This is a genomic window from Candidatus Poribacteria bacterium (genome assembly GCA_009839745.1).
Lineage (GTDB): Bacteria > Poribacteria > WGA-4E > WGA-4E > WGA-3G > WGA-3G.
Window position 1 is genome coordinate 25,667 of record VXPE01000003.1, and the last position, 15,631, is coordinate 41,297.

At 47.7% G+C, this 15,631-nt stretch carries 9 protein-coding genes; 7 read left to right on the top strand and 2 right to left on the bottom strand.

Annotated elements, in window-relative coordinates:
• Window positions 1–22 precede the first annotated feature (22 nt).
• The 7 genes from F4X88_00500 to F4X88_00530 all read left to right on the top strand — a co-directional run bounded on the left by F4X88_00500 (window position 23) and on the right by F4X88_00530 (window position 9,935).
• A complete protein-coding gene (locus tag F4X88_00500; protein ID MYA54748.1) occupies window positions 23–1,081 on the top strand; it encodes a TGS domain-containing protein in 1,059 nt (352 codons plus the stop codon).
• Window positions 1,082–1,115: 34 nt separating this feature from the next.
• Window positions 1,116–2,687 carry a VWA domain-containing protein gene (locus F4X88_00505; protein MYA54749.1) on the top strand — a complete coding sequence of 524 codons (1,572 nt, stop codon included), beginning with the start codon at window positions 1,116–1,118 and terminating at the stop codon, window positions 2,685–2,687.
• Window positions 2,688–2,792: 105 nt separating this feature from the next.
• A complete protein-coding gene (locus F4X88_00510) occupies window positions 2,793–3,989 on the top strand; it encodes an amidohydrolase (protein ID MYA54750.1) in 1,197 nt (398 codons plus the stop codon).
• 28 nt (window positions 3,990–4,017) lie between these two features.
• Entirely contained in the window at window positions 4,018–4,299 is a 282-nt protein-coding gene (locus F4X88_00515) for an adenylate/guanylate cyclase domain-containing protein (protein MYA54751.1), read from the top strand.
• A gap of 80 nt (window positions 4,300–4,379) precedes the next feature.
• Entirely contained in the window at window positions 4,380–6,701 is a 2,322-nt protein-coding gene (locus F4X88_00520; GenBank protein MYA54752.1) for a tetratricopeptide repeat protein, read from the top strand.
• Between the two features lie 123 nt (window positions 6,702–6,824).
• Entirely contained in the window at window positions 6,825–9,497 is a 2,673-nt protein-coding gene (acnA, locus tag F4X88_00525; GenBank protein ID MYA54753.1) for an aconitate hydratase AcnA, read from the top strand.
• Between the two features lie 111 nt (window positions 9,498–9,608).
• The gene (locus tag F4X88_00530; GenBank protein ID MYA54754.1) at window positions 9,609–9,935 is read left to right on the top strand and encodes a hypothetical protein; all 327 of its coding nucleotides are present in this window, start codon (window positions 9,609–9,611) and stop codon (window positions 9,933–9,935) included.
• A gap of 1,012 nt (window positions 9,936–10,947) precedes the next feature.
• On the opposite strand, the gene F4X88_00535 is transcribed toward F4X88_00530, so the two are convergent.
• Entirely contained in the window at window positions 10,948–11,769 is an 822-nt protein-coding gene (locus F4X88_00535) for an aldo/keto reductase (GenBank protein MYA54755.1), read from the bottom strand.
• A 210-nt stretch (window positions 11,770–11,979) separates the two neighbouring features.
• A complete protein-coding gene (gene dnaE, locus F4X88_00540) occupies window positions 11,980–15,510 on the bottom strand; it encodes a DNA polymerase III subunit alpha (protein MYA54756.1) in 3,531 nt (1,176 codons plus the stop codon).
• Window positions 15,511–15,631 lie beyond the last annotated feature (121 nt).

The window sequence follows — 15,631 nt, forward strand, 5'->3', positions numbered from 1 at the left end:
AATTGGGTATCCTATTTAAGAATTGCACCACATTATAACAGATTCTTTTGAGATTGTAAATAGCGCGTTTATTCGTCCAGAACCGACGCTTACTGAACCTGTGCACATGACGATGGAAGTGGTCAAAATGCCAGCAAATCTACCCCCGACCTACTATAAACTCAAGCACCAGCACGAAGCCGCCAAAACAGATGAAGAGCGATTGAGCCTGTTAGAGGAGATGTTGCGCATCATTCCGAAACATAAAGGTTCAGAGAAGGTGGTATCTGATCTCCGTCGCCGTATTGCCAGTTACAAAAGAGGGGCTTCAGAAAAAGGAGGCAAGGGATCCAGTAAAAGAAGTCATAGCGAACACATTCCTAAGCAGGGCGCCGGGCAGATCGTCCTCATAGGACCCCCGAACGGGGGTAAATCACAAATCCTATTAAACTTTACGAACGCCAAAATAGAGGTCTCACCAACACCCTATACAACGACCTTGCCAACCATCGGAATGCTACGCTATGAAAACATCCAATTTCAACTCATTGATACACCCTCCCTTATGTTGGACTTCATCCCATCAACACTCCTGACGCTCGCTCGCAATGCTGACCTGGTCCTGCTGATTGTAAGCCTCGCGAGCGATAACCTATTGGATGACCTCGATATGGTGGAGGCGTTCCTGAAAGAAGCAAACTGCAACACCCCAGAAAATGGACATCTCATTGTCGCCAATCAACTCGATGCGGCGGGGGCAGAAGAGCGACTGGAAATTCTCAAAGAATTCTACGATGGGACGTTTCAGATTCATCCGATTTCTGCCGAAACTGATGTAGGCAAAGAGACTTTATCGCAAGCGATCTATACAGAATTGGATATTTTGCGCGTCTATCCCAAAGCACCCGGTAAAGCGATAGAACGCGATGATCCCATTGTTCTCCCTATAGGTTCAACCGTGCTTGACGCGGCGATGGAGTTACACAAAGATTTTGCCGAATTCAGGTTCGCGCGGATATGGGGTCCCCACTGGCACGATGGACAATCTGTCAGTCGCAATGATGTCATTTACGATGGAGATGTAGTTGAATTTCATTTGTAGTTATAGAGAAGAAGACAAGCCATAGGTTGATGCAATGAGAAATAGAAGAACACCTTTATATCTAATATACTCACTCATCATCCACGGCACGCTGCTACTCATAATGTGGTGGGTAGCTCCCCAGCAAGTTCCTGTGCTACCGTTCCATGATGAGATAGAGGTTGCGATAAGCCACGTTGAACGACCGCCACTACCGATTAAACAATTACCCATTGTTGAACCTGCTACACCTCTTGTAGCCGAAAAAGAGAAACCCGAACCACCCCCGAAACCGAAAGCAGGTTTGAGCACAACATGGCAGTTGGAACCCAAAGACGTATCAGAAGTTTCAAAACCCGATACACGCAGGCAAGAAAACGTAAATCGAGCGCGAGAGATCGGAGATGGATTATCACAATTGAATCCTATCGTAGGGAAGCCAACTAACTATGCCCCCGAAAACCGATTGGCAGTGAAATCTCTCGATCAACCAACGGTTACCTTACCCTCCAGACCAGAAACAGACTACGTGGCACCACAAGGAGAAACCAGACCAGTTTCTCTAAATACTGATGATACCTTATTAGCTGGCTCCTCACCCACTGTTGACGCGCCGAAGATTCACTACGGCAGCGAACGCGGGGATGCACTTCGGGCTACCGGCATGGGTAACTCTTGGGGAGGCGGGGGTGGCTCTGGTGGCGGCAATGTAGGTGGCGTTTTCGTCTATATGATGAAAGACATCGCTCGGACGCTTGCAGAAGCCAGCATGACGCAAAAAGTAGATGTTGTTTTTGTGCTTGATGAAACGGCAAGTATGACAGATAACATCCGCGGTATTCGTGCTTACGTCGATTTTTTATTTGAAGCGTTCGACCGAGAAGGACGTGATGCCACTTTTGGATTGGTAACCTTCAGGGATGAAACACGAACATACGGACGCACTGACGATCTCGGCACCTTCAAAAACTGGCTTTTTAAAATAGGTGTTGACGGGGGTGGAGACATCGCAGAAGCCGGTTTAGACGGACTCATGACTGCGGTAACAGAGACCCAATTCCGAAAAGACGCGCAGCGGTTCATTGTGCTGGCGAGTGATGGTGCTTTTCACGATGCTGACTACGATGGTAAGTCTGCTTACAGTTTGGATCAGGTTATTGAAACCTTACAAAACGCACACGTTCGTGTCGATGTCATCGGAATCGATTATTTACCGATTCGACAGATCGCACTCGCAACAGGTGGCACATGGCGAGCGATTCCCGGTAGAGGCTATCTGGAATACGTGCCACCACTCACCTTGACAGTGAAGTTGTTCTCAAAATTGGGCACACTTAACCTCGAAAACGGACAGATGGACGATAAAATCACTGTCTATATCAATAATCCGCCGCGTCCTAAACAACTCACATTGACATGGAAAGTGCTTAACCCGCTCGGAGAAAGATGTTACGGTCCATTCACTGAGAGAAAAATGATCCCAGATGATGGTTCAACACAGGTAGAATTGAGACCTGAACTGAATAGCGAGGTCTTTCAGACGATACCGGGGATTTATACAATCATCTATCGACTTGAAAATGAACAAGGACACCAAAGTATCCTGCGCCGGACATTGACATTTTAATCTACACTTTTCAAAACTCAGCTTGGAACGAAGTGGAAAGCGACTCTTAAGAAACACGCGTCAAAGTCTAAAACCATGTTGTTCTCCCGAAGGTAAATTAAAAATATGAAAGACCAAATTTTTGAACAGTGCCGCCGTCATTTCAATGACATCGTCGCCATCCGACGCGACATCCATCAATATCCTGAATTGGGGTTTGATGTCCACCGGACAGCGGGTATCGCCGCTGATGCCCTGCGAGCACTCGAAATCCCCGTTAAAACAGGAATCGGTAGGACAGGCGTTGTCGGGGATTTGGAAGTGCCGGGAGCAACCAAACGGATAGCCTTACGCGCAGATATGGACGCACTCCCGATCCAAGAACTCACCGATGTTCCCTTTAAATCTAAGATTGATGGGAAAGCACACCTCTGTGGGCACGATGCACACACGGCGATGCTCATCGGCACAGCCCGAATCCTTTCAGCGTTTCGAAGTAGTCTCAAAACGCACGTTAGATTTATCTTTCAACCGAGCGAGGAGGCATTACCTGGCGGCGCACCTGCGATGATCGCAGATGGGGCTTTGGAAGACGTAGATGAAATCTACGGGATACACGTCTTTCCACTTTTTGCTGTTGGAGAATACGCGACGTGCCCGGGTCCAATGCTTGCACAGTCTGATACGTTTCAGATCACACTCACAGGCAGAGGCGGACACGCTGCGTTTCCACACCTCACTGTCGATCCGATTGTGATAAGCGCACAGTTTGTGACGGCACTCCAGTCTATCATTTCGAGAAACGTGAATCCACTGGACTCAGCAGTAATCAGCGTCACACAATTCCATGGAGGGGATGCAAACTTGCAAAACGGGCTCACGGGTGCTGCCCTTAACGTTATTCCTCCTAAAGTCCTGATCGGTGGAACAGTCCGCACACTCCAAAAAGCGGTACAGACACGCGTCCGAGAACAATTAGAGAGCCTTCTTGCGGGATTAGCAGATGCACACGACGCAATTTATACATTCGATTATCAAGAAGGGTACCCGGTAACCTACAACCACGAACCCTGTGTCAACACAGTTATCTCCACAGCAAGAGAGTTGGTTGGTGAGGACAATCTCATATTTCCAATGTCGCCGATACTTGGCGGCGAGGATTTCGGATACTACTCACAGGAGATTCCAGCGTGTTTCGTGATGGTAGGTGCGGGCAACGAAGAAAAAGGTATTGTGAACATGTGCCACCACCCCCAGTTCGACATTGACGAAAATAGTATGATTTACGGTATGGCATTGCTCACAAATCTTGCTTTGCTCTAATGGCCGAGTCTTTGGAAAATCTGGAACGATGGATATGAAGAAGGATAATTCTGTGTCAACACACAATGCACAGCCACATTCGTTAGTCGGCACCCGCACCTTGATGTTTACTGACATCGAAGGTTCAACACTACTTTGGGAGGCGCACGGCAATGAGGTTATGACGGAGGTCATCAATACACATAACACGATTTTGCGGACTGAAAATTCGGCGTGGGGTGGCACAGAGATGGGAAATGAAGGCGATGCTCTTTTCTTTGCTTTTCCTACGGCAAGTGCCGCCATTAGAGATGGAAACGCGAACGCTTGAGGAGATAGTTAACACGTGTCTATCCGGATAAGACTACGCAAGCACAGTTCTTACAGATTAAGACATAACACCCAATAAAAATGGACGCTACAATGCAACAACGAATCATCTTTCTTTCTATTTTATTTTTATTGTTTCTTATGACACTTGGGAATAGTTTATATACTTCCGCCCAAATCCAAGTGCCTGGGACCCCTCCAAGCGTTACGCCTATGTTAGATCCAGTAGAATCCGCGCATGACCATTACCACGAAAAACGGTATGCGGAAGCGATTAAAGCATATGAAGCGTTGATTGAAAACGGCATTCCTCGGCCTGATGGCACTTATACCCCGCTTCGGCAAAGTCAAAGGGACTCGATCCGATTGATGTTAGGGCAAAGTTACGCCAAGGTCAGCGAGGATCCGGCAGCACAGCGAGTCTTCAAAGAAATTATTGACGAAAATCCGAGCGGTTCTTATGCGACCCAGGCTGTTCATCGGTTGGGAAACCTCTATTGGCAGCGCTATCAGTTCAAAGCAGCAATTAGGCAGTGCAAGCAGATTCTCCAACAACACCCGAACACAACTTCTGCCGCCACGGCTGCTTATCTCCTTGGAAAATATCAGCAAATGGAGGGGACATCCGAGGAAGCAATAGATAGCTACAAGTATTTTCTTGACAATTTTCCGAGTTCACCGTATCGCGTCAGTGCCATCAATAGCCTTATCCAACTTTATATGACGAACCAACGCTACGCAGCGGCTGAAAAACTGATTCAAGAACGGATGCAAGACTATCCTGACGATACTACGCTCTTAGAACAATTAGCAGAACTTTATCAACAACAAAACGCCCATTCGAAAGCACTTGAACTCTATCGTAAGGCGATTGAACGGGACCCCAACAACACAACACTCCGCAGGAAATTGGGCGCGCTCTATGCTGAAATCGGTAAAACCACACAAGCCGTGACCGAATGGAAAAAGATGGTCGAGGAGGAGGTCAACCAAGTCGATCAACAGAAGCAACTCGGCGCGATCTATCTGTCCCATAAGATGTATCCAGAGGCAATCGCAGCATATCAGCAGGCGATACGCTTAAGCCCGAAAAATAGTTATCTCTACACGCAATTGGCAGCGGCATATAAAATACAAGGACAGATTGAACAAGCCGCTGAGGTTTATATTGACGCTTTACAACGGATCGGGCTTACAAGGAACCAACGCGAAGCAATTTGGAATGCGATGCTTGAAATTTATGAAGACGATCTCCATAAACCTATCCGTGATAAACTCGTTGCGCAACTTGAGAAACGACGCGCACAAAATCCACAAAACGCTAACACCGTTATGACTTTGGGAGAACTCTATTTCCATGCTGGAAAAGTGCCCCAAGCCCTCGAAACGTTCACACAACTCCATCGAAACTATCCGACTCACATTGACATGGCATTAGAGACATACACTCGAATGTTGGAACGCACCGAAAACCCACACGCCATAGATTTCTACAAGACCTTGATAGCAGCATCAGTAGACGGCATACGCATAAGAAACGCCCGTTCTAAACTTGCAGCACTCTACGAAAAAATGGAGCAGTGGAACGATGCCATCATGCTTTTAGAAGCGTTAGTTTCTAACGGTGAGGCTTCTGTTAAAGATAGATTGTTACTTGGACAGATGCAACTGCACGGTATAAACGCACCGAGAATCGCTCAGAAAACTTTCCAAGCGCTGCTCACCCAACGCTTGCTTACTACCCAATTGGTAGAAGCACAACTGGGTCTGGCAGAATGTCACATCCTATTGAAACGCTATACACTTGCGAGAGAAGTCCTTGAACCTATTGCCAACCGTCCACACATCTTCCGTGCCGTTGCCCGAAAACTGGTTGGCGATTCCTATTTCTTTTCTGCCAATTTCGAGCAAGCCACGAAAGAATACAAGGAGGTTATCCGAATCTCAAAATCCGATCAACTCACAAACGATGCCCTTGAACGGATTGTCCTCATCCAGAATCATTCCGATTACCTCAAAATTCCGCTCACGGATTATGCCACTGCTGTGCGACTCTATCTCAATGGACAGACTACGGAGGCACTACAACAGTGTGAACGAAGTCTTGAAACCTATCCGCAAGCAACTATCGTTGATGCGGTGTGGCTTCTCATTGGTGATATTTACCGCGAAAACGCCAAAGATACCGAAGCAATCAACGCATACGAACAAGTCGTTGCGCGGGCAAGCCTGAGTGTCCCGAAGGCACTCGTAAATATCGCCGAGATTTACCGACAAAAAGCCGACTTCGCCAACGCCGCTGCGACTTACACCACACTCATTACAGATTATCCTGAAAGCGTTATCGTCGTCCATGCTCGTCAGCAACTCGATGAAATTATGAAACTGATGAACCATCAGTAAAGAAGTTCTGGTAAACTCTTACGGAGAGGCAACCCACTCGCCAACAGAGAACCATTGAAATATAGCATCGACTTGTGGTAGAATAATAACAAGAAACAATGAACAACGTAAAGGAGTTAGCAGATGCCCCAACCTGCTCACAATTTATTTAATACACACCGACCCCTTGAAGGCGAAGGGTTCGCGTGCACCTACTATTCGCTGCCTGCCTTAGAAGCAGCCGGTATCGGTTCAACAACCACCTTGCCCATCAGTCTCCGTATTTTACTCGAATCATTGCTGCGAAATTACGATGGACACCAAATTACCGAAGAGGATATTGTAAATTTGGCAAATTGGGACGCGCACTCCCCAAAAGCCTTGGAGATTCCTTTCAAACCGGCACGCGTGGTAGCACAAGATTTCACAGGCGTTCCGCTCGTTGTCGATATTGCTGCGATGCGTTCCGCTGTGGCAGCGCTTGGCGGTGATGCTGGTATGATAGAACCTCTCGTCCCTGTTGATTTAGTCATCGATCACTCCATCCAAGTCGATGCTTACGGTTCAGAGAACGCATTTCAATTTAATACCGAACGGGAATTTGAACGCAACAAGGAGCGTTATGAGTTCCTTAAGTGGGGACAGCAGGCGTTTGAAAAATTCAATATCATCCCGCCCTCTATCGGCATTGTCCATCAAGTGAATCTGGAATATCTCGCCAAAGTGGTTATGACAGAAGATTCGCTTGCCTATCCAGATACTGTTGTCGGGACCGACTCGCATACCACAATGATTAACGGCTTAGGTATCGTCGGATGGGGTGTAGGCGGCATAGAAGCGGAAGCCGCGATGTTAGGGCAACCCGTTTATATTTTGACCCCCGAAGTCCTCGGGGTTCATTTGAAAGGCAAACTTCGTGAGGGTGTAACCGCAACAGATTTGGTGCTGACTGTGACGCAACGCCTCAGAGCCGCTGCAGTCGTTGACAAGTTCGTGGAATTCTTTGGGGCAGGCGTAGAAGCCCTCTCTCTACCGGATCGGGCGACGCTCTCTAATATGTGTCCAGAATACGGTGCGACTATCGGATTCTTCCCACCCGATGCGGAGACGATGCGATACCTTCGTCTCACCGGGCGCGACGAAACGCACGTTGACATGGTAGAGGCTTATCTGAAAGCGCAAGGCATCTTCGGTATCCCACGCCTCGGAGATGTTACATACTCCGATGTCATTGAAATTGATCTCGCGGATATTGAACCGAGTATCGCGGGTCCGAAACGCCCCCAAGATCGGATCGCCTTGTCGGATGTCAAAAATACCTTTACTGAACTCCTTACACGTCCCGTCGCGGAAGATGGATTCGGTGTAACAGCGGACGTAAACGATAGCGACGGGATAACCCATGGATCGGTGGCCATCTCGGCAATTACCAGCTGCACGAACACGAGTAATCCTTCCGTGATGATCGGGGCAGGGTTGCTCGCGAAAAAGGCTGTGGAAAAAGGGTTGCGTGTTCCCGACTATGTTAAGACCAGTTTAGCCCCCGGCTCGCGCGTGGTCACTGAGTATCTACAGAATACCGGCTTACTGCCGTATCTGGAAGAACTCGGCTACAACGTGGTAGGTTATGGCTGCACGACCTGTATCGGCAACAGTGGACCGCTCAATGACGTGGTTCAAGCGGCACTTGACACAGGAAACCTCGTTACCGCAAGCGTCCTGAGTGGTAACAGGAATTTCGAGGCGCGCGTGCATCCAGAGATAAAAGCCAATTTCCTCATGTCTCCACCACTTGTCGTCGCTTATGGTGTCGCAGGACGGATTGATATAGATTTCGCTACTGAACCGCTTGGACATAACGAGGCAGGAGAGGCTGTTTACCTGAAGGACATCTGGCCCACCCGACAAGAGATCGCGGAGATGACCGCTGCCGCAGTTGATCGACGGACGTTCCGAGAGATGTATAAATCCATCGGTAATCAAGCACCGGAATGGGAAGAACTCGCAGGTGCAACGGGGGTACTCTATCCGTGGAACGCGAGAAGCACTTACGTCCAGCATCCTCCGTTCTTTGAAGGGTTTGCCCGCGAACCTGTCCCCATTGCAGACATTGTGGATGCCCGTATCCTCGGCATCTTTGGGGATTCCGTCACCACCGACCATATCTCCCCAGCAGGTGCGATTGCAGCCGCAAGTCCAGCAGGGGAATATCTCCAAGAACACGGTGTAGAGACGCGAGATTTCAACACCTACGGTTCCAGACGCGGGAACGACCGTGTGATGAGCCGTGGCACGTTCGCCAATCGACGTGTCCGAAACTTGATGACCCCGGATGTAGAGGGTGGTTATACACTTCAGTATCCTGAAGGCACACAAACGACTATCTACGAAGCAGCCCTCGACTACAGCGAAAACGGAGTTTCCACCGTTATTTTCGCCGGACAGGATTACGGGATGGGAAGTTCGCGCGACTGGGCAGCGAAGGGACCTAAACTTTTGGGGGTCAAGGCTGTCGTTGTAGAGAGTTTTGAGCGGATTCACCGCAGTAATCTTATCGGCATGGGGGTTTTACCGTTGCAGTTCAAATCGGATGAGAATGTCCAGACGCTCAACCTTGACGGCAGCGAGATTATCAGCATCACAGGCTTTGCCGAGGATCTCCAGCCGGGACAGATGGCAACGCTGAAAATCGTCCGAGCAAACGGCGAAACGCAGACGACGGAGTTGTTGATTAGAATTGATTCACCTGTAGAAGTGGAATATTACAAACACGGTGGGATTCTGGATTACGTCATTCGGAATTTCCTGTCTGCCTAATTGATTTTCCCAACTATGGTAGGTGCGGTTTTACGGCGTACTCGCCCAAATGCGCCCTGCATTCCCAACCGCACCTTATTAAAGCCTAATAATAAACGGAGAATTTTGAAAATGACAGAAACAATTGAAACCTTAGCCGAACGGTTAGATCGATTGGAAAAAGCGTTAGAAAAGGTAACCCTGCAACTCTCTTATCTTGTTGATGCATTGGTGCCGAACGCGCCAGAGCATTGCAAGAGCGAGGCGCCAATACCTACGTCTACTACAACGGAAGATAAGAAAGAAGGCGCGAGAATTATGAATGAACTCCTTGAAAAAATGGGAATTGTAGATGTGGAACCAATTCCTGTTGCAGAACTCCGTAAAAGTATGGCAAGTCGCATTCGCGCCGAGGATAACGAGTTTAGTCGTGCAATTATCGAAGAACGTGAGAAATAGTTGTCTCTTTTTTCATCTAAAATACGGACGTTCGATATATAAAATATAGTTGAAATCTGTACATAGAATATGTTATCGTTTATTGACACGCGGACTTAGTTTTCTACAATTTAAACGATAACCCACTCATGGCAATAGAACGAGACTTCCTTAGAAAAAAGGGGGTGAACCCAAATGGCCCGTAAAAGAGCTGTGACTACCCAAATTGGTCGTGACGCAAAAACAGGTCGATTTATACCTGTCAAAGATGCCAAACGGCGTAAAAGTACGGCAGTGGTTGAGACTATTAAGCGTAAGGGAAAAGGTAAATAAACAAAGTTTGTTTGAGTTGTTTTTGTTAACACATCTAATGTGATGTTGTAGCAGTGCCTATGAGGTTTCGTGTCTAACTGCTTCTCAGGGCACTGTCTACATAGAATCTTTTATGATTCTTATACGATCGCCTCGTATTTTCATACATTCTGCTAATTAACACGAGGGACAGGCAATCTATCGTTCTGTCCCTTCAATTGATATCCTTTCTTAGCAAAAAGTAGTGTCTTAGAGAAAAGTGAATGTTCCTCGGGCTGTTGTGATTAAAACCCAGCAGAATAGAATGAAAAAAGGGCAATTTTTAATAAAACGGATACTCTCAATTCTGTTAATTTCCTTCTCCATCACTATTGGATGTGGAAGCGACTCGGAATGCAAGAACCCGTGTCACGGATATTGGATTTCACGGTGCGGTGGTAATACTGAAATTCTCATTATAGGACCCTATAGAACAGAGTGTCCAAGTTTTTCTGGATCAGATTGCTATACTGAAAGTCAGTCTTCACGAGTACAGCGGAGACATCCAAGATGTAGGAAAGTATGAGTATCGACTCATAGAGGTGTTGAGCAAAGAAGAGGCATCGGTAGATGAAGAACCGCCGCGGATCCCGAGTTGAAGCACAGCTTGCTCCTATAGGGAGGGTTGATTTAGCGTATGGGGTGCGGTTAGAAACCGCACCTACCAGTGGAAAGAATTTGACTATCGCCCGTGAACCGCTCGTAGATCTAAGCGTCCATCGACATTATCGGAGACGGCGTTTGTCCAATCTACATCGTCAACGCTTTGCAGGCTCATGAGTGCGACATTTACCATCGGGTTTGAGAGAGAATAGTTGAGCAGGAAACTATCTACATCAACATTCGCCATCTCATTCGGAAAGCAGTGTTTCATGAGATTTTGGAACGCATTACTGGTGGTAGAGCGCATCAGCACAATCCCCATCTCTTGTGCAACAGCGTCAGGAATGACCCCGCGTCTGCCAAATGCGTCGCAGGTGCTTTGATACATTAGATTGTAATGGATTTGCATCATGTCGAACTCGCCAGTGGCAATCAATTGCTCTGTGCCACCGGAAGGACCGTCTGCCGAAAATCCGATAAATCGGACCTTCCCTTCCGCCTTCAGCTTGAGATACGCTGCCAACCCACCACGGTTCAGAATTATTTCTATATCGTCCGCATAGAACCATCCACCGTGGAATTGCAGGACATCAATATAATCAGTACCAAGGCGTTGCAGGCTTCCTTCGACATCTTTAGCGATGCCATCTGGATCATAGGCTTCCGTCTTCGTTGCGATAATACATGACTCCCGCCGTCCGGCGATCGCTTTACCGATAATCGTTTCGCTGTAGCCACCCCCATAGTCGGGAGCAGTATCAAGATAGTTAAGCCCAGCATCCATGGCGTAATGGAGCATGTTGACGAGTCCTGTTTCATTGTGCTCTGGGCGGACCCTACCACCGCCATACCCAATTTCTGATACGCTGAGTCCTGTTTTACCAAGTGTGCGGTACTGCATTTTTTAATTTTTCCTTGCGGGAAAACAACGTGAATTTGCGTCTTTGACGCGCTTTCCTCATATTCGCCTGCGTGTTTTTGCGAATCAACGGTATGAATGCCGTGTGGCATTCCCCGGGGTGTTTCTGCGTATTGTTGCAGGCTACGGTTTTGGTTCTACGCTTAAGTTTCCTTGCCGGAAAACAACGTGAATTTGCGTCTTTGACGGGAATTACACAAAATCCATATGTGAGGTCTGGCTTTTGTTTCCACGTATCGTAAGGTTGCTCGGCTTGACGCTATTTTCGCCAAATAACCCTTCAACCTGCTCAATAACCTGTGGTGTGTATGCCACACTATACTTTTGAGCGCACCGTGCGATCACTTCACCGTAGTGAGGACTGATGAGACGCAGAATCAGATCCAAATCCCCTTTGTTAGCACGGACAATTTCTTTCAGCCTTTCCAGTTTCTCAACATTCTCAACGTCGGATTCTGGAATCGTCACCTCAAGCGCAGAGGTCTGTTGCTCACTCACAGATTCAATATCTATGACCCGATCTGCCTGTATTTGGCGTTCTTCCCTCTCGGCATCGCCATTTTCAGCCCGCCGATTCCTGCTATTCTGGTTGACATTGACCTTCCCACGAATCCAAACGACCCTACCTTCACCGAGGTCCCCCGCTGTTTTATACGCGTCTGGGAAAATGACGACCTCTATGGCACCCTCTAAATCCTCTAATCCGATCACCGCCATCGGATCCCCTTTTCTGGTGGTGATATTTTTAACTTCCGTTATCATGCCCACCACATCGACTTCGGAATCAATACGATGTCCAATGAGCGTTTGGGTGCTTGCGCTCGTGTAACTCTCAATGATGTCGCTATATTCTTCAAGTGGGTGTCCAGAAACATAGAACCCAAGTTGTTCCTTTTCACGCATCAGGCGTTCCAATGGATCATATTCCGGGGCATCGGTAAGCGTTACCGTTGCTGTTGGTGCTTCCTCTCCATTGCCAAAGAGGCTCATCTGTCCACGATCCCGTTCTGCTTGTGCGTTTTGTGCCACTCTCATGATATTATCCAAGTTGTCAATATGCTGCGCACGGTGTCCTTCAAGTGAATCAAATGCCCCGCTGAGAATTAGGCTTTCCACAGCGCGTTTATTCACTTGCTTTGTATCTACGCGTTCACAGAAATCCTGTAACGATTTGAAGGAACCGCCTTGTCCTCGTGCGTCTACGATTGCATCTATGGCACCATCCCCGACCCCTTTGACGGCAACAAGTCCGAAACAAATATCGTTGCCATCTACCGTGAACGCTCTGCTGCTACTGTTGACATCCGGTGGAATCAGATTGATGTCTACCTCCAGAAATTCAGCGAGTTTCTTACATTCAGCGCGGTATCGGGTAATCTTCAATGAATCGGCTGCCTCTCCCGTCATCATTGCCGCCATAAATTCGTGTGGATAGTGCGCTTTCAGATATGCCATGCGATATGCTAACATCGAATACGCAACGGTGTGCGACTTGTTGAAGGCATAGCCAGCAAAAGGCTCCAACTGTGTAAATACGTTCTCTGCCTCCTGCTGCGTGATACCGTTTTCGACTGCCCCTTCAATAAATTTATCACGTTGCGCTTGGAGCAGTGCGGCGTCCTTCTTTCCCATAGCGGAGCGGAGTATATCTGCTTCGCCAAGCGTAAAGCCCGCCATGTCCCGTGCGATTTGCATGACCTGTTCCTGATAGACGCAAACCCCGTAAGTGTTTTGGAGCGCGCTTTCAAGGGATGGATGGATATATTGCACCGGCTTCAACCGATTTTTTCGATCGATGAAATCCTGCATCGTCCCGCTTTCAAGGGGACCCGGTCGGTAAAGTGCCGGAATCGTAGTGAACTGCTCAAAGTTATCTGGCTTCATCTGTGTAACAACCCGATACATGCCAGAGGAGGTTTCAAGTTGAAACAAGCCAGCAATTAAGCCTCTACTAATAAGTGAATAGGTTTTTTTATCATCAAAGGGAATATCCTCTAACTTGATATCCTTGCCGTGGTTCGCCTTAACCATCTGAAGGCAGTCGTATATCTCGGTAAGGCTCCGTAGGCCGAGTGAATCGAATTTAACGATACCGACATCTTCAACCGTTTTCCCTTCAAACTGTGTCGCAACTTGATCATGTTTATCCTTGAAGAGCGGGGCGAAGTTCGTTAACGGACCGTTTGAGACAACGATTGCGGAGGCGTGACAAGAGACGTGCCGTTTCATACCTTCGACGGATCTGCTGAGATCCATCAACTCTTTATTTTCAGGACGTTCCGCGAGTGCCTGAAATTCCGGCACCTTTTCCAAGGCTTCATCAAGTGTTATCCCAGGGATAGTTGGGATCAGTTCCGTCAACTTTGCGACATCTTCGAGAGGGACTTCAAGGGCCCGACCGACATCTTTAATCGCGGCTTTGGCACCCAATGTTGCAAAGGTGGCGACTTTACCCACAGAATCTTCACCGTATTTTTCTCTGAGATAATTAATAACATGCTCACGCGCACGGTCAGCGAAGTCAATATCAATATCTGGGGGGCTGATACGTTCAAGGTTTAGAAACCGCTCAAAGAGACAGTCGTAATCCATCGGATTGAAGGTAATCACGTCAAGGGCGTAAAGCACGAGGCTACTCGCAGCAGAGCCGCGGGCGGAAAGTGGATAGCCCTGTTTGTGGGCGTATTTAACGTAATCCCACACGATGAGAAAATACCCGGAGTAGTCAGTTTTGCTAATAGTATCCAGTTCGTAATCGAGTCTCTGCCGAATAGGTTCGGAGAGCTGCCCGCCATATTTTTCTTTCAAGCCTTGGTAGCACAATTCTTTGAGGTAACTGTCATTTGTATGCCCCTCGGGTACTTCATACCTCGGCATTACACTCTCACCATAATCGAGTTTAAGGTTACACCGGTTCGCGATTTCAAGTGTGTTGCTGATGGCTTCAGGTGGGTAGTCCTTGAGTGCCTCCCGCATTTCATCAACACTTTTAAAATAGAAATGGTTATCGAACCGCAGCCGATTTTGCTCTTTGACAGTCCTTCTCGTCTGTATACAAAGGAGCACATCGTGCATTTCGTGGTCGGATTTGTGGAGATAGTGGCAATCATTTGTGGCAACGAGGGGGAGATTGAACTCTTTCGCCAACTGAGCCATCACTGGATATGCTTCAAGTTCCTTGTCTATATAGTGATTCTGCACCTCAACGTAGAGGTTATCTTTCCCCATTATCTCCATCAGTGTTTTGAAGTTTTGGATACCTTCTTCTCGCCGATTTGAACAGAGGAGTTGCGGCACTTGTCCTTGGATGCATCCTGTCAACGCGATAATTCCAGCGTGGTATTCACGCAAGATTTCCATGTCAACACGGGGTCTACTGTAGAACCCCTCTGTATATCCGAGCGATACTAATTTTAGGAGATTCTGGTAACCGGTTGCGTCCTCTGCAAGTAGTGTGAGGTGATAAGGTCCCCCTTGCCCCTTCTTCTTTTCTCTTCGGCTGCCGGGTGCGACGTACACCTCACAACCGACGATTGGGTTGACCCCTGCCTTTGTCGCTTTACTGTATAATTCCCATGCTCCGAACATGTTGCCATGATCCGTAAGTGCGACAGCGGGTGCGCCATTTTCAACCGCCCACTTGATCATGTCCTCAATGCGACACGCGCCATCCAACATGCTATACTCGCTATGATTATGTAAATGAACAAATTCGGTTGCCATGTTTTCTCCAGTGTTTAATAAGTTTAATTTTTGTGTGTATTAAGAACTATGAAACCAATTTTATAATACCAAAAACGGCGTAAAATTGCCACAATAAATTTCTTTAAATGCAAGAAAATTT

Coding starts and splice junctions, on each gene's coding strand:
- dnaE (MYA54756.1), bottom strand. CDS start 15,510: ATGGCAACCGAATTTGTTCATTTACATAATCATAGCGAGTATAGCATG.
- F4X88_00535 (MYA54755.1), bottom strand. CDS start 11,769: ATGCAGTACCGCACACTTGGTAAAACAGGACTCAGCGTATCAGAAATT.
- F4X88_00530 (MYA54754.1), top strand. CDS start 9,609: ATGACAGAAACAATTGAAACCTTAGCCGAACGGTTAGATCGATTGGAA.
- acnA (MYA54753.1), top strand. CDS start 6,825: ATGCCCCAACCTGCTCACAATTTATTTAATACACACCGACCCCTTGAA.
- F4X88_00515 (MYA54751.1), top strand. CDS start 4,018: ATGGATATGAAGAAGGATAATTCTGTGTCAACACACAATGCACAGCCA.
- F4X88_00510 (MYA54750.1), top strand. CDS start 2,793: ATGAAAGACCAAATTTTTGAACAGTGCCGCCGTCATTTCAATGACATC.
- F4X88_00520 (MYA54752.1), top strand. CDS start 4,380: ATGGACGCTACAATGCAACAACGAATCATCTTTCTTTCTATTTTATTT.
- F4X88_00505 (MYA54749.1), top strand. CDS start 1,116: ATGAGAAATAGAAGAACACCTTTATATCTAATATACTCACTCATCATC.